Annotated in this window: 27 protein-coding genes and 1 riboswitch; of the genes, 12 read left to right on the top strand and 15 right to left on the bottom strand. The window is 69.3% G+C overall.

Annotated features, from left to right (window positions below; all coding sequences use genetic code 11):
* On the bottom strand, window positions 1-395 hold a 395-nt coding region (locus ACQI46_RS18865), incomplete at its 3' end, for a hypothetical protein (protein ID WP_427095549.1).
* A gap of 97 nt (window positions 396-492) precedes the next feature.
* On the opposite strand from ACQI46_RS18865, the gene ACQI46_RS18860 reads away from it, so the two are divergent.
* Entirely contained in the window at window positions 493-1,749 is a 1,257-nt protein-coding gene (locus tag ACQI46_RS18860; protein WP_427095548.1) for a cytochrome P450, read from the top strand.
* 1 nt (window position 1,750) lies between these two features.
* Here the strand turns inward: ACQI46_RS18860 and ACQI46_RS18855 are convergent, their stop codons facing one another.
* Window positions 1,751-3,085, bottom strand: coding sequence for an FAD-dependent oxidoreductase (locus tag ACQI46_RS18855; RefSeq protein ID WP_427095547.1), 1,335 nt, complete (start codon window positions 3,083-3,085; stop codon window positions 1,751-1,753).
* Between the two features lie 55 nt (window positions 3,086-3,140).
* On the opposite strand from ACQI46_RS18855, the gene ACQI46_RS18850 reads away from it, so the two are divergent.
* Window positions 3,141-3,785 (top strand): TetR/AcrR family transcriptional regulator, encoded by a 645-nt coding sequence (locus ACQI46_RS18850; protein WP_427095546.1) that lies wholly within the window; start codon window positions 3,141-3,143, stop codon window positions 3,783-3,785.
* On the opposite strand, the gene ACQI46_RS18845 is transcribed toward ACQI46_RS18850, so the two are convergent.
* Window positions 3,775-4,083: a hypothetical protein gene (locus ACQI46_RS18845; RefSeq protein ID WP_427095545.1), complete on the bottom strand. Its 309-nt coding sequence runs from the start codon at window positions 4,081-4,083 to the stop codon at window positions 3,775-3,777. The genes ACQI46_RS18850 and ACQI46_RS18845 overlap by 11 nt on opposite strands.
* Window positions 4,084-4,194: 111 nt before the next feature.
* Between ACQI46_RS18845 and ACQI46_RS18840 the strand changes: the two genes are divergently transcribed.
* From ACQI46_RS18840 to ACQI46_RS18830, 3 genes are read left to right on the top strand one after another with little or no spacing between them, the layout of a single operon-like run.
* Complete coding sequence (locus ACQI46_RS18840; RefSeq protein ID WP_427095544.1) at window positions 4,195-4,971, top strand: helix-turn-helix domain-containing protein; 777 nt, start codon at window positions 4,195-4,197, stop codon at window positions 4,969-4,971.
* Between the two features lie 38 nt (window positions 4,972-5,009).
* Complete coding sequence (locus ACQI46_RS18835) at window positions 5,010-5,792, top strand: acyl-CoA thioesterase (protein WP_427095543.1); 783 nt, start codon at window positions 5,010-5,012, stop codon at window positions 5,790-5,792.
* Between the two features lie 37 nt (window positions 5,793-5,829).
* A complete protein-coding gene (locus ACQI46_RS18830; protein WP_427095542.1) occupies window positions 5,830-6,249 on the top strand; it encodes a lipoprotein LpqH in 420 nt (139 codons plus the stop codon).
* Between the two features lie 9 nt (window positions 6,250-6,258).
* Here the strand turns inward: ACQI46_RS18830 and ACQI46_RS18825 are convergent, their stop codons facing one another.
* The 7 genes from ACQI46_RS18825 to ACQI46_RS18795 all read right to left on the bottom strand — a co-directional run bounded on the left by ACQI46_RS18825 (window position 6,259) and on the right by ACQI46_RS18795 (window position 11,951).
* Complete coding sequence (locus ACQI46_RS18825; protein ID WP_427095567.1) at window positions 6,259-6,957, bottom strand: L,D-transpeptidase; 699 nt, start codon at window positions 6,955-6,957, stop codon at window positions 6,259-6,261.
* A 101-nt stretch (window positions 6,958-7,058) separates the two neighbouring features.
* The gene (locus ACQI46_RS18820; RefSeq protein WP_427095541.1) at window positions 7,059-7,640 is read right to left on the bottom strand and encodes a Pr6Pr family membrane protein; all 582 of its coding nucleotides are present in this window, start codon (window positions 7,638-7,640) and stop codon (window positions 7,059-7,061) included.
* 1 nt (window position 7,641) lies between these two features.
* Complete coding sequence (locus ACQI46_RS18815; protein ID WP_427095540.1) at window positions 7,642-8,601, bottom strand: threonine ammonia-lyase; 960 nt, start codon at window positions 8,599-8,601, stop codon at window positions 7,642-7,644.
* 15 nt (window positions 8,602-8,616) lie between these two features.
* A complete protein-coding gene (locus ACQI46_RS18810; protein ID WP_427095539.1) occupies window positions 8,617-9,165 on the bottom strand; it encodes a hypothetical protein in 549 nt (182 codons plus the stop codon).
* Entirely contained in the window at window positions 9,155-9,901 is a 747-nt protein-coding gene (locus ACQI46_RS18805) for an energy-coupling factor transporter transmembrane component T family protein (protein ID WP_427095538.1), read from the bottom strand. Before ACQI46_RS18805 ends, ACQI46_RS18810 begins: the two co-directional genes overlap by 11 nt.
* The gene (locus ACQI46_RS18800) at window positions 9,898-11,364 is read right to left on the bottom strand and encodes an ABC transporter ATP-binding protein (protein ID WP_427095537.1); all 1,467 of its coding nucleotides are present in this window, start codon (window positions 11,362-11,364) and stop codon (window positions 9,898-9,900) included. The genes ACQI46_RS18805 and ACQI46_RS18800 overlap by 4 nt, the downstream gene beginning before the upstream one ends.
* The gene (locus ACQI46_RS18795; protein WP_427095566.1) at window positions 11,361-11,951 is read right to left on the bottom strand and encodes an ECF transporter S component; all 591 of its coding nucleotides are present in this window, start codon (window positions 11,949-11,951) and stop codon (window positions 11,361-11,363) included. The genes ACQI46_RS18800 and ACQI46_RS18795 overlap by 4 nt, the downstream gene beginning before the upstream one ends.
* A riboswitch (TPP riboswitch) is annotated at window positions 11,943-12,053 on the bottom strand. It overlaps the preceding gene by 9 nt.
* Before the next feature lie 24 nt (window positions 12,054-12,077).
* Here ACQI46_RS18795 and speB point away from each other — a divergent pair.
* Window positions 12,078-13,127 carry an agmatinase gene (gene speB, locus ACQI46_RS18790; protein WP_427095536.1) on the top strand — a complete coding sequence of 350 codons (1,050 nt, stop codon included), beginning with the start codon at window positions 12,078-12,080 and terminating at the stop codon, window positions 13,125-13,127.
* On the opposite strand, the gene ACQI46_RS18785 is transcribed toward speB, so the two are convergent.
* The gene (locus tag ACQI46_RS18785; RefSeq protein WP_427095535.1) at window positions 13,124-14,008 is read right to left on the bottom strand and encodes a cyclopropane mycolic acid synthase family methyltransferase; all 885 of its coding nucleotides are present in this window, start codon (window positions 14,006-14,008) and stop codon (window positions 13,124-13,126) included. The two genes, speB and ACQI46_RS18785, sit on opposite strands and share 4 nt — an antisense overlap.
* A gap of 191 nt (window positions 14,009-14,199) precedes the next feature.
* On the opposite strand from ACQI46_RS18785, the gene ACQI46_RS18780 reads away from it, so the two are divergent.
* Genes ACQI46_RS18780 through ACQI46_RS18770 form a run of 3 tightly spaced genes read left to right on the top strand, consistent with a single transcriptional unit; the run spans window position 14,200 to window position 16,150 of the window.
* Window positions 14,200-14,406: a hypothetical protein gene (locus tag ACQI46_RS18780; RefSeq protein WP_427095534.1), complete on the top strand. Its 207-nt coding sequence runs from the start codon at window positions 14,200-14,202 to the stop codon at window positions 14,404-14,406.
* A 35-nt stretch (window positions 14,407-14,441) separates the two neighbouring features.
* Entirely contained in the window at window positions 14,442-14,837 is a 396-nt protein-coding gene (locus tag ACQI46_RS18775) for a hypothetical protein (RefSeq protein ID WP_427095533.1), read from the top strand.
* 17 nt (window positions 14,838-14,854) lie between these two features.
* A complete protein-coding gene (locus tag ACQI46_RS18770) occupies window positions 14,855-16,150 on the top strand; it encodes a cytochrome P450 (protein WP_427095532.1) in 1,296 nt (431 codons plus the stop codon).
* A 10-nt stretch (window positions 16,151-16,160) separates the two neighbouring features.
* Here ACQI46_RS18770 and ACQI46_RS18765 read toward each other — a convergent pair whose 3' ends face one another.
* The 3 genes from ACQI46_RS18765 to ACQI46_RS18755 form a co-directional block, all read right to left on the bottom strand.
* Window positions 16,161-16,625 carry a hypothetical protein gene (locus ACQI46_RS18765; RefSeq protein WP_427095531.1) on the bottom strand — a complete coding sequence of 155 codons (465 nt, stop codon included), beginning with the start codon at window positions 16,623-16,625 and terminating at the stop codon, window positions 16,161-16,163.
* Window positions 16,626-16,772: 147 nt separating this feature from the next.
* Window positions 16,773-17,894: a glycosyltransferase gene (locus tag ACQI46_RS18760; RefSeq protein ID WP_427095530.1), complete on the bottom strand. Its 1,122-nt coding sequence runs from the start codon at window positions 17,892-17,894 to the stop codon at window positions 16,773-16,775.
* Window positions 17,895-17,972: 78 nt separating this feature from the next.
* Entirely contained in the window at window positions 17,973-18,875 is a 903-nt protein-coding gene (locus tag ACQI46_RS18755; protein WP_427095529.1) for a dienelactone hydrolase family protein, read from the bottom strand.
* 100 nt (window positions 18,876-18,975) lie between these two features.
* On the opposite strand from ACQI46_RS18755, the gene ACQI46_RS18750 reads away from it, so the two are divergent.
* The 3 genes from ACQI46_RS18750 to ACQI46_RS18740 are packed head-to-tail and all read left to right on the top strand — an operon-like array spanning window position 18,976 to window position 22,986.
* A complete protein-coding gene (locus tag ACQI46_RS18750; RefSeq protein WP_427095565.1) occupies window positions 18,976-20,775 on the top strand; it encodes an N-acyl-D-amino-acid deacylase family protein in 1,800 nt (599 codons plus the stop codon).
* The gene (locus ACQI46_RS18745) at window positions 20,765-21,214 is read left to right on the top strand and encodes a nuclear transport factor 2 family protein (RefSeq protein ID WP_427095528.1); all 450 of its coding nucleotides are present in this window, start codon (window positions 20,765-20,767) and stop codon (window positions 21,212-21,214) included. Before ACQI46_RS18750 ends, ACQI46_RS18745 begins: the two co-directional genes overlap by 11 nt.
* An 11-nt stretch (window positions 21,215-21,225) precedes the next feature.
* Window positions 21,226-22,986, top strand: a complete 1,761-nt coding sequence (locus ACQI46_RS18740) for an N-acyl-D-amino-acid deacylase family protein (RefSeq protein WP_427095527.1) — start codon at window positions 21,226-21,228, stop codon at window positions 22,984-22,986.
* On the opposite strand, the gene ACQI46_RS18735 is transcribed toward ACQI46_RS18740, so the two are convergent.
* On the bottom strand, window positions 22,987-23,469 hold the full coding sequence (locus ACQI46_RS18735; protein ID WP_427095526.1) for a carboxymuconolactone decarboxylase family protein: 483 nt from the start codon (window positions 23,467-23,469) through the stop codon (window positions 22,987-22,989). It lies immediately after the preceding gene.
* Window positions 23,470-23,484 lie beyond the last annotated feature (15 nt).

Genomic DNA, 23,484 nt, shown 5'->3' with positions numbered 1-23,484 from the left:
GTTGAGGTCAGGGCCGCGGGCGGGGCGATCGGCTGCATCACCTGCGGCCCTGAACTCAACGGCCGCTGCGTCAACAGCAGCAGCGCATCACTGCCGCTGACCTCCTGGGTGCGCATCGCATGCCACAGGTCGCGCAGGTAGTCCAGGCGCGACTGCGACACCGGGGTCGTGGTGGTCCCGGGTGGCAGGTTGTCCGGACTCGCCAGATGCGGAACGCCCTCGACGACCGGTTGCGCCGAGCTGGTGACCACCGGCTGAACCGGTGCGGGGACCACCGGAGCCGGCGGCGTCGGTGGGAGTGGTTGGGCCGCCGCGGACGGGGCACCCATCAGCAGGACCGCCCCCATGGCCGCACCGGCCAGACCAACCGAGATCGCATCGCGCCGCAACTTCATCGAGGCCCCCCTTCGAGTCACCGTCATTGTCTCTCTGTGATTCCCTGCGTGCGCCGATTTCGTTACACAACCACCGCCGGTGGTGTAGCAATGCGGTATGGCGACGCCGACGTTTGCCCCGGGGTTCGATTTCACCGACCCCGATCTCAACCGCGACCGGCTGCCGGTCGAAGAACTCGCCCAACTACGCCGCTGTGCACCGATCTGGTGGAACGAGCAACCCAGGGGTGCAGGTGGATTCGATGACGGCGGGTTCTGGCTGATCACCAAGCATCGAGACGTCAAGGAGATCTCCAAGCGCAGCGACGTGTTCTCCAGCCTGGCCAAGACCGCGCTGCCGCGCTATCCCGAGGGCTCCACCGGCGAGCAGGTCGAGACGGGCAAGTTCGTCCTGCTCAACATGGACGCACCGCACCACACCCATCTGCGCAAGATCATCTCGCGCGGGTTCACCCCGCGCGCGGTCGAGCGACTGCGGGCCGATCTGGACCGCCGGGCGCACGACATCGCCCGGGCAGCGGCGGCCAACGGCGCGGGCGACTTCGTCGAGCAGGTGTCTTGTGAATTGCCGCTGCAGGCGATCGCCGGGCTGCTCGGGGTCCCGTTGGAAGACCGCAGAAAGCTGTTCGACTGGTCCAACCAAATGGTCAGCGACGACGACCCGGAGTTCGCGCACTACGACAACCGCAGTGCCGCGGCGGAACTGATCATGTACGCCATGCAGTTGGCTGCTTTGCGCGCCGAGCAACCAGGCGAGGACATCGTCACCAAGCTGATCGAAGCCGACGTAGACGGGCACAAGCTCTCCGACGACGAGTTCGGATTCTTCGTGGTGCTGCTGGCCGTGGCGGGCAACGAGACCACCCGCAACTCGATCACCCACGGGATGATCGCGTTCACCGAGCACCCCGCGCAGTGGGAGCGCTTCCGAAGGGACCGCCCTGCCACCGCCGTCGACGAGATCGTTCGGTGGGCCACGCCGGTGACATCGTTCCAACGCACCGCGCTGCAGGACTACGAGCTGTCCGGTGTGCAGATCAAAAAGGGGCAGCGGGTGGTGATGTCCTACCGCTCAGCCAATTTCGACGAGGAGGTCTTCGACGACCCGTACTCGTTCGACATCCTGCGGGATCCGAACCCGCACGTCGGCTTCGGCGGCACCGGGGCGCACTACTGCATCGGCGCGAACCTCGCCCGCATGACGATCGAGTTGATGTTCAACGCGATCGCCGACCACCTGCCCGACCTGCGTGCACTCGGCCCGCCGGACCGGCTGCGCTCGGGATGGCTCAACGGCATCAAACATTGGCAGGTCGACTACGGCGCAGCGCAGTCGTGCCCGGTGGCGCATTAGGTCAGACCGCGGCGAGCGTGCGCTCGCCTGCTGTTCGGCACAATTGAGCCAGCTCCTCGCGGTCGGGTCCCACGGCGATCGGAGGCCGCCAGCCGGTGGCGTACACCGACCGGGCGCGGTCGGCGACCGTGGCCAGAACCGACGGTGACGCGGACATGCGCTCGTAGGCGCTGACGGCATCGCGCAGGGACGGGTCGACCTGGGCGGCGGCGATTACCAGATCCGACGGGAGCGGGCGGGTCAGATCGATCTCCCCGCCGGCCCACCGCCGAAGCCGGTCCTCGTCGCTGTGGACGTGGTCGAGGAACCACGGCCGGATGTGGGCGTGGCACCAGCGGTCGAATTCCACCGTGGCGGTGGCCACGTCCCGATGGTGGCCGATCAACAACTCCACCAGGACCCGGGCCTGCGACAGACCCAGGCTGACTCCGCGGCCGGCCAGAGGTGTTGTGGTGCACACGGAATCGCCGACGGCGACCAGCCCGGCAACGACGGGACGGCCGTCGGGTCCGACCTGAGAACGGTAGGTGTTGCCGATGCGCCCACCCAGCAGCACGGGGGTGAGCGGCTGTGCGCGGCCGGCACTGATCCACTCGGCGAGCAAAGGTATTGCGCGGACTGCGGTATCGAAGATCTCGGGCTCCCGCAGCCGGCGCATCCTGGGATCGGTCCCGTCGTGCACGATGGTGATCGAGAAGCAGCGATCCTCGTGCCGGAACGCCACCGCGAAGTAGCCGGCAAGGCTCAGTGACAGGCCGACCGGTGAGTTCACCGGACCGTCCTGCGCATCGCCGGTGAGCTGATACTGCCTGCTGACGTATGTCGCACCGCACGGTCGTGTCTCCACGGCACCGAACAGGTCGCGGGTGATGCGGGCCGACCGCCCCGACGCATCGATGACAAGTTCTGCCGTCAGGCGTTCGCCGCCGACATCGAGTCCGACCACGCGCCCGGACTCGCGCACCACCGCGTCGACGTGCCGTCCTGCGAGCAGGGTCAGCCCGGGTTCGCGCACGGCGACGTCGCGAAGGACGCGTTCGAAAGTGGCCCGACGAACCCGCAGCGTCACCGGTGTGCCGTCGGTTTCGGCTTCGACGGTCGCCCCGAAACTGCGCATCGCCGGTAGCGCTTCGGGGATCTTCTCTTCCAGGGCGGCGACGACGCCGCCGCGGAACGCGTGTGGGTGGTCGAACTGCATGACTCCCCTTCGCGGCCAGCCGCCGTGCGGATCGGGTCCATGGTCGCGGTCGATCACCGTGACGTGCCGTCCTCTGCGGGCCAGTGCGATCGCGGTGAACAGTCCGGTCGGCCCGGCGCCGATGACGAGCGTGCGCATCACGCCTCATTTCGGGTAACGTGTAGTGTGATGAATACACTAAGGGTCACCCTGAATGTCTGACGGTGTCAAGCGCGAATACCGGTCGGAGTTGCGTGCCGCGCAGGCGCGCGAGACCAAGCGGCGCATCGTCGCCGCCGCGACCGAACTGTTCGTCGCACACGGATACTCCGGGACCTCGATCGACGCGATCGCAGCGGCCGCCGGGGTCAGTCGCAAGACGGTCTTCACCGCGGTCGGCGGCAAAGCCGAACTGCTGTCGGCGGCACTGGACTGGGCCATCGCCGGAGACGACGCCCCGGTGCCACTGGCGGACCGTTCCGAAGTGGCGGCACTTTGGGAACTCGACGATGCCGTCGATCTGCTGCGGGGCTGGGCACACCTGATCGCCTCCATCGACGCGCGTGTCGGTGGCCTCTTCGCGGCGCTGCAGACCGCCGCCACCGTCGACGACGCAGCGCACGCGTTGCTGGACAAGCTTCACGGGCAGCGTCGTGCCGGCGCCCGGACAGTGGTGAACGCGGTGACGGCACGCGGTCAGCTGCGCGACGGGCTGAGCCCCTCGGCCGCGAAAGATCTGGCATGCCTGTTCAGCGACCCGTCTCTGTATCGACATCTTGTCGGACTGCACGGCTGGTCCGACAGACGATTCGAGCGCTGGCTGGCCGACACGCTCTGTCAACAGTTGCTCAGCGGCTGACATCCGGCAGGTCGATGATCGAGCGCCAGTAGTCCTCCGGGATCTCGACATTCGAGCGCAGCACCATCGCCAACCCGGTCGCCATCGCGATGCCGAGCAGGCCCAGCCACAGGCCGGCCAGTGCGATCACCACCCACAGCGCGGCGGTCAAGGCCGGCCACGGCGACACCAACAGAAGGATCGGCGCGAAGAAGAACCCAGCGCCGATGTACCACGCCGAGCCGGCCCGGTCGCAGATCAACACCAACCGCAACCAGCGCGGCACCGACGCGCTCGACGTAATCCGCTTGTCCGACATGGCATCTCCCTTCTCGGAGCCACTGCACTCACCATGCCGCCGATCGGGTAAGCGAAGCAATTACCTCCGAGGTAGTGGTCTGACGGCCCACGCACCGTCAGACTGGCCGCTATGGCCGCCCCAGATCCGCGTGCACATCCGTTCGGGGACCTGCTGAGACACTGGCGGGCCCGCCGGCGGATGAGTCAGCTCGACCTCGCGCTCGAGGCGCAGGTGTCGGCCAGGCACGTCAGCTTCCTCGAGACGGGCCGCTCGACGCCCAGCCGAGCGATGGTCCTCCGCCTGGCCGCCGTGCTCGACGTGCCGCCGCGCGCGCAGAACGCTCTGCTCACCGCCGCCGGGTTGGCCCCGGCCTATGCCGAACGGCCCCTCGACGCACCCGACATGGCGGCCGTGCGCGCCGGAGTGCAACAGGTACTCGACGCCTACCACCCGTATCCGTGCATCGCCGTCGACCGGCACTGGACCATCGTGCAGGCCAACCGGGGCGCGGCCGTGTTGCTCGACGGCGTCGACCCGGCTCTGCTCGAGCCGCCCAATGCGCTGCGGATCGCGCTGCACCCGCAAGGGCTGGCGCCGCGCATCCACAACCTCGCGCAGTGGCGCACACACCTGCTGTCGCGCCTGCGCCGGGAAGCGGCCGGCGGCCACTCCCCCGAACTCGCCGAGCTGGCCGACGAACTGGGTTCCTATCCCGGCGGATTCGACGACGGACCCGACCTCGGCGGCGTCGCGGTCCCACTGGATCTGGAGACCCCCGACGGCCGCCGCCTCAAATTCCTGAGCATGGTCACTACGTTCGGGACCGCGCTGGACCTCACCGCCGCCGAACTGAGCATCGAAGCGTTCCTGCCGGCAGACGAGGCCACCGCCGCGGCGTTGGGGTGACCACGGGCGCCGCGAACCGGCTCTCTACGATGTGGGACATGCCGAGCTGGATCGCCGACCTCGTACGTCTCGATCGCAGCGGCGAAACCTTCCGCTCCACAGCATCTTTCGGCACCGAGGGCCGCCTCTTCGGTGGACTGATCGCCGCGCAGGCTCTCGCCGCGGCCGGCGCGACCGTCGATCCCGCCCGGCTGCCGCAGTCGCTGCACGCGTACTTCATCAGAGGCGGCCGCGTCGGTGTCGACATCGAGTACGTCGTCGAAGACACCCGCGACGGCAAGTCCTTCAACACGCGGCGGGTGACCGCGAGCCAGGACGGTGTGCCGATCTTCGAGATGCTGGCGTCGTTCCACCGGAACGAAGAGACCACCGACTGGCAGCGGTCCCGCGAACCGATCCTCCCGTTGTCCGACGCCACCATCAGGACCGGCCTGCCCGAACAGTGGGCGAACCACTTCGACGTGCGCGGCAAGCTGCCCGGGATGGACGACTGGCCGGTGCAGCCGATGTGGTTCCGCAGCCGCGAACCCGTCGAGGACAACCCGCTGTTCCAGGCATGCGCATTGACCTTCATCTCCGATGTGGGCCTGGTCGCGACGGCCCGACCCCCGGGCCACGCACCCGCGCCGGGACCCGGGGGCGCTGCCAGCCTCGATCACGCGGTGTGGTTCCACCGCCCGATCGACCTGTCCCGGTGGTATCTCTACGACGCCGAGGCGATCAGCCACAACAATGCGCGCGGTCTGGCCCGCGGATCCATCGTCGACGAGCACGGCACCCTTGTGGCCAGCGTGGCGCAGGAGTCGCTCTGGCGGATCTGACGCAGATTCGGCGCCCGACCGAATAGAGTCGTGGCTCATGAGGAGCCGACACGTCCTGGCTGTTGCTGCCGGCGTCACCGCTTGTCTGGCCGGATGCTCGAGCCCCCAACCCGCGCTGGGCGGCACGACCGCGACCGTCACCATCGACGGCGAAGCGGTCAACGGTGCCCACCCGGTGCGATGCCAGCAGACCGGATGGGCCTGGCACATCGAGACCCCCGGCGACGGCGAGGGATTCAGCGCGGTGCTGGAGTCCGGTGGACCGGTCAGCGCGAAATCCGTCCAGTTCCGTGACTTCGGCGGATTCACCGGCTCGTTCTGGTTCGACAACGTCGGCGAGGCCGAGGCGTCCGGTGAAAACGGCCGCTACACCATCACCGGGACCGCGGACGGCAACTTCAGCGACCGGCCCGGCGAGGCTGTCAGCGCGCAGTTCAGGATCCAGGCCGACTGCTGAATCCGTCTGCTACGCCTGGACGATGATCGGGTCGCCGATCCCGACGGTGTCGAAGTACCAGGCCGCGTTGTCCGGACCGAGGTTGATACAGCCGTGGCTGACGTTGGCGTAGCCCTGCGAACCCACCGACCACGGAGCCGAGTGCACGTAGACGCCGCCCCAGGTGACCCGGACGCCGTACTCGCCCTTGATCAGGTAGCCCTCCGGATCATCGAGCGGGATGCCGATGGTGCGGGAGTCGAACGTGACGTTGCGCTCCTTCGACAGCGCGGTGAACCGGCCGATCGGCGTCGGGAATTTCGGCTTACCCATCGAGGCCGGCATCTCGCGGGCGACCACGCCGTCGATGCTGACAGTGAACGTGTACGCGCTCACGTCGGCCACGCTGACCACCGCCGAGCCGGTCTGGAAACTGGTGGCGAAGCCGCCGACGTTCACGTCGATCCGCGAGTGCGCGGGAAAGAAACCGGTGGGTGTCCATTGCGCGGTGTGGTCGTCGAGCCAGGTGACCGTCCCCGGTGCCGGAGCCGAGCTGCCTGCGGGACGGACTTCGATCGAGTGCTCGGCGACCAGACGGTCCGGCGGTGTGGTCGGGAACGTGACGGTGACCGGATGCGCGACACCGACGGTCTGGCCGGGTGCGGGTGAAACCTGCACGATGCGGGGGGTCGACACCGCGGCATCGGCTACCGGCGCGGCCGGCGGCATCGCCAACGCGGCGGTGGCCAGCAGGGCCGCGCAAATGAGCGCGGTTTGCTGAAGGCGTCGTCTCACCACAGCTCCTAGGTACCCGAATCCTCGATGATTAACTATCGGAACTGCTCCGCCTGCCGTTTCAGTGCCAGGAGAGCCATCAACCCATAACCGAGCGCGAGCACCAGCACCGACAGACCCGCGACGTTCAACGCCACGGAAGCCGCACCGAGAATGCCGGGATCGAGGAAGAAGTACGGTGCGCGTCGGCCGACGTGATTGAGCACCAGAAGTGCGAAGACCGCATACGCCGCCGGATAAGCCAGCCACGCGACCGGATGCCACCACCGCACCCCGCCCCCGGCGTCGCCCACCCACAGCCAGTCGGCCAGCGCCAGGACGGGCACCACGACGTGCAGCAGGGTGTTGGCCGGCGTGTATCCCATGCTCTGGTCGGTGAGGAACAGGTTCCAGATCAGCCCGGCCATCAACACGTACAGCACCACCGCGCCGCGCAGACCGGCGCGGTCGTCGGCGCGGGCCGACACCAACGTCCACAGGTAGTACGCGGCGGCCAGGATGTTGGCCTGATAGGTGAAGGTGCTCAGCCGCCAACCGACGCCGCGGCTGGTCAGTTCCACCAGCAGCACGGACGCCACCACAGCGCCGATGACCGCCAGCCGCAGAACGGTCCGCATGTCAGCGCGGTGCGACGGCGAGGATGTCCCGCAGCGCCGCCGGATCGATGTTCCCGCCGGACAGAACCACCACCGTCGTTCCCTGCCGACCGGCGCCGCGCCGGTAGGCGGCCAGCGCGACCGCGCCGCTGGCCTCACTGACCAGGCGACCGCGAAGGGCGAACTCGGCGACCGCGGCGCGGATCTCGTCCTCGGTGACCGTGACCATGTCGTCGACCACGGTCTGTAGATGGGCGAACGTCAGCTCCGACGGCTGCGAGCGCAGACCGTCGGCGATCGTGCGGTTGCGGTCCTCGATCGACCAGTCGACGCGCTGTCCGCGGCGCAACGACTCGGTGGTGTCGGCGGCCAACTCCGGCTCGACGCCGAACACCCGGGCGTGCGGGCACAGCGCGCGGATCGCGACCCCGACACCCGAGCACAGACCTCCGCCGCTGACCGGGACCAGCACGTTGCGCACGTCGGGCAGGTCCTCGGCGATCTCCAGGCCCACGGTGCCCTGCCCGGCGATGACGTCGGGATGGTCGAACGGCGGAATCATCACCGCGCCGGTGTCCTGCGCGACCTCGGCGGCCACCTGCTCCCGTTGGCCGGCGCCGCACAGCACCACCCGCGCCCCGTGGCTTCGGGTGGCCTCCACCTTGACCGACGGTGTCTCTTCGGGCATGACGATGTGGGCCTGCAGGCCGAACGTCGCCGCCGCGTAGGCCACCGCCTGCGCATGGTTGCCGCTGGAGTACGCCACGACGGCCGAGACGTGAGGGTCGGTGTCGCGCAGTGCTGCGATTGCGTTGAATGCGCCGCGCACCTTGAACGCCCCGATCGCCTGCAGGTTTTCCGGTTTGATCCACAGCGGCCGGTCCGGGTCGCCCCACAGCGCGGGAAGCAGGGGGGTGCGGACCACGTGGGCTCGGATGCGTTCGGCTGCTGCCCGGACGTCGTCGATCGTCACACGCTGCATGCACCGAGTCTGCCTTCACGGCGACCAGCGCCACCCCTCGGGGGAGTTCCTGACGATCCGGTCGGCGCAGGACCGCGGGTGGTGGGCGGCGATGAAGGCGTCTTCCTGCCGGGCCCAACGCTCCCAGTGCGGTCGGTAGGTGGCACCGTCGCGCAGCAGTGCGCGGCGTTTGCGCTCGGCGTCGTCGGCGTCGATCCAGATGCCGAGGTCGGCCAATGCGCGGTTGGCTTCGGTCAGCGAGCCGGCGCCTTCGACGATCACGCGCTGTCCCGCGCCGACGGAGTGCCACTCGGCGGGGGCGCCGGCCTCCCAGTCCCAGCGCCGCCACCGGCCGGTCGCACCGCGCGCGCGGGGAGTGAGCAGTTCGGTCCGCAGGTGGTCGACGGCCCACGCCAGTCCGTCCCACCCCGGATAGATGTCGTCGAGGCTGATCACCGTGCTGTCGGGCCAGACGCCCGAGAGCAACGCCGCCAGCGTCGATTTCCCGGAGCCCGAGCGACCGTCGATCAGCACGGTGCGTGCGCCGGTGTCGACCAACCCGCGCGCGATGTCGTCAAGAGCCAATGAAGCTCCAGTGTCCGGTGCCCACGGACACGGCGATCGCCGTGGCCGCGATCACGACACCCGCGGCGACCATGGCGAATTCGGCAGCGCCGAACCGGGACGGTCGCGCCCACGTGCGTGTGGGGTAGGCGCCGAATCCGCGCGCCTCCATGGCCGTGGCCAGCGTCGATCCGCGCCGCACGGCGAAGACCAGCAGTGCGAACGCCTGACCCGCGGCGCGGCGCAGCCGGGCCGCGTCGGCAACCCCGCGTGCCCGGCGCGCGTAGCGGAGGTAGCGCCAGTCCTGACGCAGCAGCCCGACCAGGCGCAGCCCCGCCAGCGCCCCCAGCACGAAGCGCGCCGGCAGGCGCAACACCTGGCCCAGACCATCGGCCAGCTCGGTCGGGTCGGTGTCGATGAACAGCACCACCGACGGCAGCGCGATGGCCAGCACCCGCAGGAACGTGGCCACCGCCAGCTCGATCGAACCGTCGCTGACGGTGATCAGCAGGAACTGCCAGTGCACGGCCCCGCTGGGCTGGCCGTACAGCAGGATCGTCAACGCAGTCAGCCCGGCGGCCAACGTCAGCAGGCCCACCCGGAACAGGAACTGGCGCCACGGCACCCGCAGCGCCGACACCAGGAGCAGCTCGAGGGCCAACGCCGTGCTCGCCGACACCCAGTCCAGGCTGAGCACCAGGCCGACGGCGATCACGAGCGCGGCCGCGAGCCGGGCGACCGGGTTGATGCGACTCACCGGTCGACCCGTGACGTGGTGGTCATGGGGTGCAACGCGATTCGGTGGTCGGCCAACAGATCGGCGAAGTCCGAGTCGTGGGTGATGGCGACGACCGCGGTGCCCCCGTCGGAGATCTCGGCGAGCAGGCGGACCAGTTCCTCCCACGTGGTGCGGTCCTGGCCGAAGGTCGGTTCGTCGAGGACGACCAGGGCGGGCGCGGTGGCCAGCACCGTCGCCACCGACAACCGGCGCTGCTCGCCCCCGGACAGCGTGTACGGGTTGGCGTCGGCGAGCGCTGACAGACCCAACCTGTCCAGCAGTTCGTCACAGATCCGCGAGATCACGGCCCGGTCGTGGCCGAGCGCCCGGGGACCCAGCGTCAGCTCGTCGCGCACACTGCCGGTCAGGAACTGGTGCTCGGGGTTCTGGAACACGCTGCCGATGCGGGTGAGCAGTTCCCGGGACTTCCATCTGACCGGTTGGCAACGCCGGGGGGACGGCGCGAAATCCGGGCGCGCGCGCAGCGTTCCGCCGCGCGGCGGCAGCAACCCGCCCAGCGTCAGCGCCAGCGCCGACTTGCCGGTCCCGTTGGGTCCGGTGACGACGGTGACCGTGCCCCGCCGGACCTGGAAGTCCAGCGCCTCGGCGGGCGGGCCCTGCGGATGCGCGGCCACGAGTGCAGCGGCGTCCAGCAGCGGGTCACCGGGGACGCGGGAGCGCGTCAGCTGCGGCAGCGGCGCCCCCGGCAGCCAGACACCGGCGCGGGTCAGCGCGTCGCGCTGCCCGGCGAGGACAGGCGCCGGCGCGCCGTCGGCGACCACGTGTCCACCGGCGTCCAGCACCACCACCCGGTCCACCACCGGCAGCCAGACCTCGGTGCGGTGTTCGGCGACGACGAGGGTGGCTCCGGTCTGCGCGACCGCCGCAGCGACGGCATCGCGCACGTCGACCACTCCGGCCGGATCCAGGTTGGCGGTGGGCTCGTCCAACAGAATCAGGCCCGGATCCATCGCGAGCACCCCGGCCAGCGCCAGCCGTTGCTGCTGCCCGCCGGACAACCGCGAAGTGTCCTGCCCCAGCGGCACCTCCAGCGCGACCGCGGACAACGCGCGCCGTACGCGCGGCCAGATCAAGCCGGGGTCGGTGCGGAAATTCTCCATGCCGAAGGCCACGTCGTCCCCGACCCGCGACAGGATCACCTGGGAATCCGGGTTCTGCAGGACCATGCCGAGACGGTGCCGCCGCTCGTGCGGCGCCGCTCCGTCGACCAGTAACCGGCCTGACTCGTCGCCGTCCTCGCTGCCGCCCAGCAACCCGGCCAGGCCCTGCAGCAGGGTCGATTTTCCCGATCCGCTGGGACCCAGGAGCAGCACCCGCTCCCCCGGTTCGATCGCGAGATCCAGCCCGGTCACCGCCGCCGTCGGTCGACCGGCGTGCCGCCAGCGCCAGTCGTGTGCGCGGACGGTCGCGCCGCGGGTCATCTCGCGACGTCGCTGCGCAGCCCGGCCCGGCCGGACGCGAAGCGCGACAACGCGCCGGTGCGCGCCAACGCCCGCACCACGTACCAGGACAACGCGCCCGCCAGCACCGCTCCCGACACGATGGCCGACACCGTGTAGATCGTCGCGAACGACGCGGCCGCACCCGGGTACCACAGGACCAGATCGTTGACCGCCAGCGCCAGACCCGCGACCGCGCCCGACAGGACCGCGACCGGCAGGTTCCACTTCCGGTACAGGAACACCGCGAAGACCAGCTCGGCGGCCAGCCCCTGGACCAGCCCGGACTCCAAGGTGAGCACACCCCACTGGTTGCCGACCAGAGCCGACACGGTCGCGGCGACCAGTTCGCCGTAGAGCGCCGCGCCCGGTTTGCGGATCACCATCGCGGTCAGGACCCCGGCGAACAGCCAGCCGCCGCCGAGCAGAGCCTGCAATCCGGGCAGCAGCGCACCCAGGGGCGCACTGATCGGGTTCGACGCGACGTTCCACATCACGAACACCAGACCGGAGGCGACCGCCAGGACACTGGCCACCACGATGTCGATGACGCGCCAACGGAAGACCATCACGTCACTCCCTACGCCGGCATTACCCGGTCAGGTTCATACGGTCGACGGCCCTCAGCCGTCCTCTCAGCGCACTGGGCGTGCGCTCCCGTGTGGATTTTTCGGCTCCAACGGTACCGTCATGCCATGGGTGGCGATCACGGACCTCGTAGAGAGCTCCCGCCGGGGATGATCGAGCAACTCGAACTCGCCTACGCCGGCGTCGCGTCGTTCGGGAACCGCCCGTTCCTGACCGACGTCGAGCAGCTCGACGAGTGGCGGCCGGACGCGGCGATCGTCGGCGCACCCTTCGACATCGCCACCACCAACCGGCCCGGCGCCCGGTTCGGCCCGCGCGCCATCCGCGCCACCGCGTATGAGCCCGGCACGTACCACATGGATCTGGGACTGGAGATCTTCGACTGGCTCGAGGTCGTCGACTTCGGCGACGCCTACTGTCCGCACGGCCAGACCGAGGTGTCGCACAACAACATTCGGGAACGGGTCCACGCGGTGGCCGGCCGCGGCATCGTGCCGGTGATCCTCGGCGGAGACCATTCGATCACCTGGCCGGCCGCCACCGCCGTCGCCGATGTGCACGGCTACGGCAATGTCGGCATCGTGCACTTCGACGCCCACGCCGACACCGCCGACGACATCGAGGGCAACCTGGCCAGCCACGGCACCCCGATGCGGCGGCTGATCGAGTCCGGTGCGGTGCCCGGATCGCATTTCGTGCAGGTGGGCCTGCGCGGCTACTGGCCGCCGCAGGACACCTTCGAATGGATGCTCCAACAGCGGATGACCTGGCACACCATGCAGGAGATCTGGGAGCGCGGGTTCAAGGCGGTGATGGCCGACGCCGTCGCCGAGGCACTCGCCAAGGCCGACAAGCTGTACGTGTCCGTCGACATCGACGTGCTCGATCCCGCGCACGCGCCCGGGACCGGCACGCCGGAGCCGGGCGGCATCACGAGCGCCGACCTGCTGCGGATGGTGCGCCAGCTGTGCTACGACCACGACGTCGTCGGGGTCGACGTGGTCGAGGTCGCACCGGCCTACGACCACGCCGAGCTGACCGTCAACGCCGCACACCGGGTGGTGTTCGAGGCGCTCGCCGGGATGGCGGCCCGGCGCCGCGACGCGGCCGGCGCCGAGCCGGGAGAACCGGCGCGGTCCTACCGGCGCGGCGACTAGCCCTTGGTCAGGGTGAACTGGCAGACGTCGGTGTAGCCCTCGCGGAACAGATCGGCGCAGCCGGTCAGGTACTTCATGTAGCGGTCGTAGACCTCTTCGGACTGGATGCGGATGGCCTCGTCCTTGTTGGCCTCCAACGCCGCCGACCACAGGTCGAGGGTGCGTGCGTAGTGCAGACGCAGCGGTTGCACCCGGTCCACGGTGAAACCGGCCTTGGTGGCGTGGCTCTTCACCTTGACCGGCTGCGGCAGATCTCCGCCCGGGAAGATCTCGTCCATGATGAATTTGAAGAAGCGGATCTTGGTCATGGTGACCGGCAGGTTCCGCGCCTTGAACTCGTCGTCGTCCGGTTTGACGATGGTGTGCAGCATCATCACGCCGTCGTCGGGCAGCGCCTGGTAGGCCATCGAGAAGAAGTCGTCGTAGCGGTCCCGGCCGAAGTGCTCGAACGCCCCGATCGACACGATGCGGTCCACCGGCTCGTGGAACTGCTCCCAGCCCTGCAGCAGGACCCGCTTGTTGCGGCCGCTGGGGTGCTCGTCGAGGCGACGCTGCACGTGGGCCTGCTGGTTGCGGCTGAGCGTCAGCCCCACCACGTTGACGTCGTACTTGTCGATGGCGCGCAGCAGCGTGCCGCCCCAGCCGCAGCCCACGTCGAGCAACGTCATCCCGGGCTGCAGGCCTAGTTTGCCCAGTGACAGGTCGATCTTGGCGATCTGCGCTTCTTCGAGGGTCATGTCGTCGCGCTCGAAGTACGCGCAGCTGTAGGTCTGCGTGGGATCGAGGAAGAGCCGGTAGAAGTCGTCGGACAAGTCGTAGTGCGACTGGACGTCTTCGAAATGTGGGGTGAGGTCGCGTGCCCCGTCACTGGTGTCTGGCAAGTCGCAAGCCTTTGGAATCGATGCTGGTGATCCGCGGTCCCGCAGTGTTGGAGATCGCATTGTCGTCGAGCAGTTTACGCACCCTACCGGAGAGGCCACGGCGGGGTTTGCCACCTGGCCGGACCGGCAATGCGCGTGGTCCGCGCCTATCGTGGATCGCGTACCGCGCACGTCACTCGAGAGAGGGAGCGATGACCACACCAGACCCCAGCTCGTTCGACGACGCCACCGAGGCCGACGTCGTCGAGCAGAACATCCCGGTCGGCGACAGCGAGGACGAGACGGTCTGGTCGGAGGCGGAGCGGGTGGCGAGCGGCCGCGACTGGCAGGCCAGCGAAGCGGACCTCATCGAGCAGTCCATCGACGTCCCCGTTGACGACGCGGACTTCGATCGCTGAGATTGCCGTGCGTCGGCAGCGGGTACCAGCGTGGCGTGTCTGAGCCAAGCGACGACGTCGTCGATGCGGTCGGGAAACTCACCGAGGGACTGGAATATCTCGAGCGCGCCCGCGGACACCTCTACGCCTTCCACCAACTGATGGGCCGGGCCGACCTTCTGGCCGGGGAAGCCGCCGACGCGTTGCGCGACATCGGAAACGATGCGGCGGCCCAACGGTTGGAGACCGACCTGGTCGGCCGCAACGTGCTCGAGGGCCGCTGGACCTTCCAGATCGTCGAAGAGTTCGACACGACCTACTGGGAGGTGTTCCGAGACCACGAGCGCCGCGTGCGCGAAGAACTCGTCGGCGGCGCCCGCCACCTGCACGAGGCGCGAATGAAAGAGGACCGTCGCACCGAGGGCAGAAAAGGTCACGAGTCCCGGCCCTGAAGCTACTCTGGGTTCGCATGGGCCTGAGCACCAGAATTGCCCCGCGAACCAACGGCGCCGCACCGCCGGAGATCCCGCTCGATGACGTCGACCTCGGGTCGTGGGACTTCTGGGGCCTCGACGACGACGTGCGGGACGGCGCCTTCACGACGCTGCGCGCCCACGCGCCGGTCTCGTTCCACGAGTCGTTCGTCGGGGATCCGGACTCCGTGGTGGCCGGGCACTGGGCGCTGACCCGCTACGACGACATCCACTACGCGAGCCGTCATCCCGAACTCTTCAGCTCGGCTCTCGGCATCACGATCGGTGACCAGACCCCTGAGCTCGCAGAGTATTTCGGGTCCATGATCGCCATGGACGATCCCCGCCACACACGGCTGCGCAACATCGTGCGCAGCGCGTTCACGCCGCGGGTGCTGGCGCTGATCGAGGATTCCGTGCGTGCCCGGGCCGGTCGACTGGTCGAGGACATGATCGCCGAACACCCCGACGGCCACGCCGACATCGTCACCGCGCTGGCCGGTCCGCTGCCCCTGCAGATCATCTGCGACATGATGGGCATCCCCGAGAGCGACCATCAGCGGATCTTCCACTGGACCAACGTGATTCTGGGGTTCGGCGACCCGGACATCGCCACCGATTTCGACGAGTTCGTCTCGGTGGCCATGGCGATCGGCGCCTACGCCTCCGAACTCGCCGACGCCCGGCGCGATCACCCCACCGACGACCTGACCACCAGCCTGGTCGACGCCGAACTCGACGGTGAGCGGCTCACCTCCGCCGAGGTCGCGTCGTTCTTCATCCTGCTCGTCGTCGCCGGCAACGAGACCACCCGCAACGCGATCAGCCACGGCGTGCTGGCGTTGAGCCGGTACCCGGAGCAGCGCGACATCTGGTGGGACGACTACGCGACGGTGGCGCCGACCGCGGTCGAAGAGATCGTGCGGTGGGCCTCGCCGGTCGCCTACATGCGCCGTACCGCCACCGCTGACGTCGAGCTGAGCGGTGTGCGCATCGCCGCCGGTGACAAGGTGACGCTCTGGTATGGCTCAGCCAACCGCGACGAGACGAGGTTCGCCGATCCGTGGCGGTTCGATGTGCGACGGAATCCGAACCCGCACTTGGGGTTCGGCGGGGGCGGTGCGCACTTCTGTCTGGGGGCGAACCTGGCGCGTCGCGAGATCACGGTGGCCTTCGAGGAGCTGCACCGCCGAGTGCCCGACCTGAGCGCGGCGGCCGAGCCCGACCGTCTGCATTCGGCGTTCATCCACGGGATCAAGCGTCTACCCGTGGCGTGGACGCCGCCGCGCTGAAGCCGGCAGGTCAGCGTCTGGTCGTGTCAGGACGCATGCCCTCGGCGCCCTGGGCGTGCCTGCCGGTGTTCTGCTCCGCGGGGCCGACGTGCTTGTGATCGGCCGGTACCGCGTCGTCGGTCTTGTTGTTGCCGACGCGAGGGTCGAGCTTGTCGGCTTCGGTCAGGCGCGAGTTGACGTGTTCGCGTGCGCTGTCGGCAGTTTCACGGCGACTGGCCGCGGTGTCGGCCAGCCGGGCTGCCTCGGCGGCCTTGGCGTCAGCCTCAGCCTGCGCCGCACGGGCCCGCGCCTCGGCTTCCTGTGCGAGCGCCGCCTGCCGGTCGACGCGCCGGCTGTCCTCGGCGACCTCGTGGCGAATGCGATCCGCCTCCTCGGCGCGGCGCCGGTGGCGGGCCTTGCCCGCCATGAACACCACCAGACCCAACACGATGAGCGCGACGACGACCGCCACGATGATCCAGACTGTGTTGTCCATGTCGGCTCCTTCGCTCACGGGCCGCAGGGTTGACGACCTCGTTGATTCGGCGGATGCCCCGACGGCTGATGCGCTAAACGCTCACAGCGTGGCGGTCGAAGCTGAGCAGGATGGATGCCGCGGAACCGCACGCATTTGCCCAGTAGGTCACGGCGCAGCTCCGGCCGAAGCGCTCAGCACGCGCAACATGCCTTGACCGGAGCGGGTCCAGCTGAACTGTTCGGCGCGGCGGCGCGCACCGCGGCGACGCTGCTGTTCGGGTCGCGTCAGAATCGACGCGACCGCGCGGGCCTGCGCCCGCGGGTCATCGGCTGCCGTGGCGCCGCTGTCCGCGGTGAGGATCTCGGCCAGCGCCGAAGACCGCGACACCACCGCGGGCGTGCCGCTGGCCAGTGCCTCCAGCGCCGCCAACCCGAACGTCTCGTGCGGTCCGGGAGCCAGCGCGATGTCGGCGCTGGCCAAGATGTCGGCCACGGTGTCGCGACAGTCGATGTGCCCGGTGAATTCGACGGGCAGTCCGGCCGCCTGGCGCTGCAGGCGGGCCCGGAGCGGACCCGCGCCGACCACGACCAGCCGCGCGTCCACTCCCGAATCGCGCAGCGCGGCGAGGGTTTCGATGCTGCGGTGTGGATGTTTCTCGATCGACAGCCGTCCGCAGTGCACCAGCAGCGGTTGATGGGCGTCGGCCCACCGGCGCCGCAGTGGCAGCGACCTCCGGCGGGGATGGAACTGTTGCAGATCCACCCCGAGCGCGACCGTCGACAGGTTGCGGGCTCCGATGCGGTCGAATTCTGCGCGCGCGAATGCCGTGGTGCACACCAGCGCGTCGTAGTCCGCGGCGGTGCGCCGATTGGCCAGGTCGGCCACCGCGCGTGCGCAACGCCGCGGAAGTACCTGTCCGACAAGGCGATCCAGGCGTTCGTGGGAGATCATCACCGTCCAGACGCCGTGTCGGCGACCCCACCGGCCCAGGCCGCGCAGAGTGAGCCGGTCGGAGACCTCCAGCGCGTCGGGCGCCAACCGCTCGAGCTCGGCGATCACCGGATGGGGCGAGACCGCGCGGTAGCCGCCGGTCCACGGGATGCGTGGCGCTGCAAGCGTGATCCGGGTGACGCCGGTGCCCAACATGGTCTGCCCGTACGCCTCTCCCGGCACGATGAGGTACACCTCGTGGCCGGCCGCGCAGTACTGCTCGCCCAGGCGATCCACCGCGGTGCGCAGCCCGCCGGAGCGGGGTCCGTAGAAATTGGCGACCTGGACGACCCTCATGACGTCAGAGAACCCGCCGCCGGTGTGCACCCGGCGAAGTCGCCGCGCACATCACTCCAACGCGACGTTGCTGACCGGTTAACCGACGTGAGCGGCCAGCCAGTCGAGCGACCGGCGCCAGGCGTCGTGCGCGGCGTCGGGGTCGTAGCGGTCGCCGGTGTCGTTGAAGAACGCGTGGTTGGCGCCCGGTGCGATGACGATCTCGTGCACCAGGCCCGCGTCCTGCAGCGCGGCGCGGGCGGCCGGCTCGGTGGCGTTGACACGCTGGTCGAGCGCACCGTAGAACGCGAGCACCGCGACGTCGCGTGAACCCGAGAAGTCGGCGTTCTCCGGCGTCGGTCCGTAGAACGGCAACGCCGCGGAGACCTCGGCAGTCCCCGCGTTGAGCAGCCGCCACACCAGGCCGCCGCCCATGCAGAAGCCGATCACCGCGACCTTCCGGTCGGGCGTGCGACGCGCCGTCTCGGCGACGCCGGAGCGGATGTCGGCGATCATCGCGCCCGGGTCCCGCCGGCCGAGCGCGGCGGTGGCCTCGGCCGGGTCGGTGAACGTGGCGGTGCCGCCCTGTTCGGAGAGCAGGTCGATCGCGAGGCTCGAGTAGCCGACGCCTGCCAGCCGTCCGGCCACCGAACGGGTCCAGTCGTTGAGTCCCTTGTTCTCGTGGATGACCAGGACCGCCCCGCGCGCGTCGGGGGCGGCTGCCCAGGCGCCCTGCAGGGTGGCGGTGGGTCCCGTCCACTGCACCGGCTCGGTGGGCACGGCGGTGTCCATGCCGGGCGGCGGGTCCGCCGCCGCGCTCGGTGGCGCCTCGGGCGCTGCTTCGCCGTCCCCGTCCCGCGCACAGGCCGCGATCAGCGCCGACGCGGCGGCGGTTCCGACGCCCAGCAAGGCCAGGCGGCGCAGCGCTTCGCGCCGCGACATCAGTCCATCGGCGTGGTCGGTGGCGATCTCCTCGGCGATGTAGCGCTGCAGCGGCGTCACCCGTCGATTAAACGCCTCCGCACGCTCGCGGGGACGCGAGTAGACAATTACAGAAATCTGTTCAGCAATGTCATTGACACGCGTCTATGCGCGCTGTTCGATGGCCAGTGTGAGCTACGACACCATCCTGCGCGGCGCCCGTTGGTTCGACGGCACCGGCGGCCCCTCGGCGGTGCGCAACGTCGGTATCCAAGACGGCCACATCGCCGCGGTCAGCGCCGACGAACTCGACGCGACCGGCTGCCCCGAGGTGATCGACGCGCACGGCAAATGGGTGTTGCCCGGGATGATCGACATCCACACCCACTACGACATCGAGGTACTCGACGGCCCGGCGCTGGCGGAATCGCTGCGCCACGGGGTCACCACGGTCGTCGTCGGCTCCTGCTCGCTGTCGACGCTGTACGTCGACCCGGTCACCGCCGGCGACATCTTCGGCCGCGTCGAGGCGATCCCGCGCGAGCACGTCATCTCCGCGGTCGAGCGCCACAAGAACTGGACGGGCGGCGAGGACTACATCGCGGCACTGGAGTCGCGGCCACTCGGTCCCAACGTCGCGGCGTTCCTCGGACACTCCGACATCCGCGCGGCCACCATGGGCCTCGACCGCGCCACCCGCGCCGATGTCCGGCCCACGCCGCGTGAACAAACCGAGATGGAGCGCATGCTCATCGACGCGCTGCGTGCCGGGTTCCTCGGAATGTCGTCGATGGAACTGCGTTTCGACAAGCTCGACGGCGAGCTTTGCCGGTCCCGCACGCTGCCCTCGACCTACGCCAAACGGTCCGAACGGCGCCGCCTGGCATCGCTGCTGCGGCGCGCCGGACGCGTCCTGCAGTCCGCACCGGACATCGAGAACCCGACCAACCTGGGCACCCACCTGATGCGGTCACTGGGCCTGACCCGCCGACCGCTGAAGACCAGCCTGCTCTCGGCCGCCGACGTGAAGACCAACCCGATGGCCTGGCGAGCGCTCGGGCCGATGGCCCGGCTGGTCAATCGTCTCGGCGGCGACTTCCGCTGGCAGCACCTGCCGGTGCCGTTCGAGGTGTATGCCGACGGAATCGACTTCGTCATCTTCGAAGAGTTCGGCGCCGGCGAAGCCGCCCTCCATCTGCAGGACGAACTCGCGCGCAACGAGATGTTCCGCGAGGAGAACTACCGCCGCCGCTTCCGCAAGGACTACGAGAACAAGCTCGGGATCCGGGTGTGGCAGCGCGACTTCTTCGACGCCGAGATCGTCGGCTGCCCCGATGCGTCGGTGATCGGGAAATCCTTCGGACAGGTCGGCCGCGAACGCGGCGGTCTCCACCCGGTCGACGCGTTCCTGGACCTGGTCGTCGAGCACGGCAAGGCGCTGCGCTGGCGGACGACGATCTCCAACCACCGGCCGGAGGTGCTGCGGAAGATGGCCGGTGACCCGGGTCTGCAGATGGGCTTCTCCGACGCGGGGGCCCATTTGCGCAACATGGCGTTCTACAACATGGGTCTGCGTCTGCTGCGCCACGTCCGCGATGCCGAGCGCGCCGGCAAACCGTTCATGACCGTGGAGCAGGCGGTGCACCGGCTGACCGGCGAACTCGCCGACTGGTACCGCATCGACGCCGGTCACCTGCGTGTCGGCGACCGGGCCGACCTGCTCATCGTCGACCCGCAACGGCTGGACGACCGCCTCGACGGCTATGCCGAGGACGCCGTCGACATCTATGGCGGCCTGTCGCGCATGGTCAACCGCAACGACGGCACCGTCGCCGCGGTCTTCGTGGGCGGTCAGGCGGTGTTCCGCGACGGGCAGCCGACCGACGTGCTGGGCCGCAACCGCACCGGACAGTTCCTGCGGGCAGGCAACCGAACCCCCGCCCTCGTTGCGAAGAAGGGACAACTGGCCGATGTCAGCTGATCTGGAAACGACCGTCACCGGCATGTGGGCCGCGCTGTCGGCCCGCGACTGGGACGGCGTGCAGACGTTCCTGTCCCCCGACTGCATCTATCTGGACGTGCCCGTCGGGCCGACCGCCGCCGCGCGCGGACCCGCCGACATCGTCAAACGGCTCAAGATCGGCATCGAACCGCTGGCCGCCTACCAGAACTTCCCCGGCGTCATGGTGAGCAACGGCGTCGACGTGATGTACGAGCACAGCGAGCAATGGGATTGGGCCAGCGGCGAATCGGCGGTTCTGCCATTCGTCTCCGTGCACCGGGTCGCCGACGGCAAGATCACGCTGTGGAAGGACTACTGGGACATGGCAGCGCTGGCCAACCACGCGCCGCCGACCTGGTTGGAAGACTTCGCCAACGCTGACATGTCCTGGGTGTTCGACGCGACCGGCCTGGTCTGAGAGGAAGTCCCATGCTGGATCTCAAAATCACCGGAGGAACCGTCGTCGACGGTACCGGCGCGCAGCGCTTTCGCGCCGACGTCGGCGTCAAGGACGGGCGCATCGTCGAGGTCCGCCGCCGCGACGGCGACGACCCCGGCCTGCAGACCGAGGCCGCCGAGACCATCGACGCCACCGGGCGCATCGTCGCACCCGGATTCGTCGACGTCCACACCCACTACGACGGGCAGGTCAGCTGGGACGAGACGTTGGAGCCGTCGAGCCTGCACGGCGTGACCACCGTGGTCAGCGGCAACTGCGGCGTCGGATTCGCCCCGGTGCGCCCCGGCCGCGAACAGTGGCTGATCGAGCTGATGGAGGGTGTCGAGGACATCCCCGGATCTGCTCTGGCCGAAGGCATCACCTGGCGGTGGGAGAGTTTCCCGGAGTATCTCGACGCGATCGGTGAGCGCTCGCTGGCCATCGACTACGGCACGCAGATCGCGCACAGCGCCGTGCGCGGTTACGTGATGGGCGAGCGCGGCGCGCGCAACGAGGACGCCACCGCAGACGACATCGACGCCATGGCCCGCCTCGTCAGGGAGGGCATCGAGGCCGGGGCACTCGGCTTTTCGACATCCCGCACCGAGGCCCACCGCGCGCTGGACGGCACCGTGATGCCGGGCACCTACGCCGTCGAGGCAGAGCTGCTCGGCCTCGGTCGGGCAATGGCCGCCGGCGGGCAGGCGGTCTTCGAGTGTTCCCCCGCAGGAACAGCCGGAGAGAATGACGCAGCGTCATTGACCGAACTCGATCTGCTGACCCGTATCGCCGAGGACATCGACCGGCCGGTGTCATTCACGCTGTTGCAGACCGGCGGCGCGCCGACGCTATACCGGGAGCAGCTCGACCGCATCGGGAAGGCACACGACAACGGGGTGCCGGTGTACGGCCAGTTCGCCGCGCGGCCGTTCGGGATGCTGTTCGGGTTCCCCGGCTACCATGCCTTCACCCACCGGCCCACCTACCGCGCGCTGAAAGCCGAACTGGCACCGGAAGATCTGGCGGCCCGGCTGGCCGACCCAGCTGTGCGCGCGGCGATCCTGGCCGAGGATGATCTTCCGCCGCAACCTGTTCCCCTGTTCGACTCGCTGTTCGCCCTGGTGCAGAACGCCTTGGACCGGATCTACCCGATGGGCAATCCCCCCGACTACGAGCCGACACCCGACATGACGGTCGCCGCGATCGCCGAGCGCGCCGGTGCAGACCCGTTGGCCACGCTGTACGACCTGATGCTCGCGGACGACGCGACCGCGATGCTGATGTTGCCGTTCTTCAACTACGCCGACGGCAACCACGATGCGATCTACGAGATGATGTCGCACCCGGGCACCGTGTCCGGACTGTCCGACGGCGGCGCGCACTGCGGGTTGATCTGCGATGCGTCCTATCCCACGTTCCTGCTGACGCACTGGGCGCGCGACCGCCACCGCGGACCCAAGTTCTCGCTCGAGACCGTGGTGCGCAAGCAAACCCTGGACACCGCAACGCTTTTCGGTCTGTCCGATCGCGGTGTGATCGCGCGGGGCAAGAAGGCCGACATCAACGTCATCGACATGGCGGCGCTGCGCCTGGACGTGCCGAAGATGGTCTACGACCTTCCCGCCGGCGGCCGCCGGCTGATCCAGAGCGCGTCGGGCTATGACGCCACGGTGGTCAGCGGCGTGGTGACCCGGCGCCACGGCGTCGACACCGGCGCGCGGCCGGGACGTCTGCTGCGCGGAGTGCGCTGACTACAGGGTCAGCTTGCAGCTCTGGCCGATGTCCAGGGTGCGCAGCATCCGCCCCATGCCCACCCACATGGCGCACGAGATCGCCAGGTCGGTCAGCAGTTCGTCGTCGAAATGCTCTGCCGCACGGCGCCAGAAGTCCTCGTCGTCGCGCAGGGCGGTGTGGTCGGTGGCGAAGCGGTGCGCGAACTCCATCGCGATGCGTTCGGCGTCGCTGTATCCGGGCCAGGTTCTCCACTGCGTGGCGTAGTCGTAGAACTCCTCGGTGATGCCGTTGTCTTCGCCCTGGGAGTCGCGCGTGTTCTGGCACACCACACACTCGTTGGCGTAGGCGATCACGATCCGCGCCGCTTCCCGGACCCGCATGGGCAGCCGGCTCTTGGTGTAGACGGCGTCGGCCAGGTCGGCCATGGCGGCCCCGAGTTGCGGCGAGCGCACAGCGAATCCGGTCACGTCGTCGTCAGCGAAATCTCCGATACGGCTCATGACCGGCCATGGTAG

The sequence above is a fragment of the Mycobacterium sp. SMC-4 genome (genome assembly GCF_050205565.1).
Lineage (GTDB): Bacteria > Actinomycetota > Actinomycetes > Mycobacteriales > Mycobacteriaceae > Mycobacterium.
This window is presented reverse-complemented; position numbering and strand designations above follow the sequence as displayed.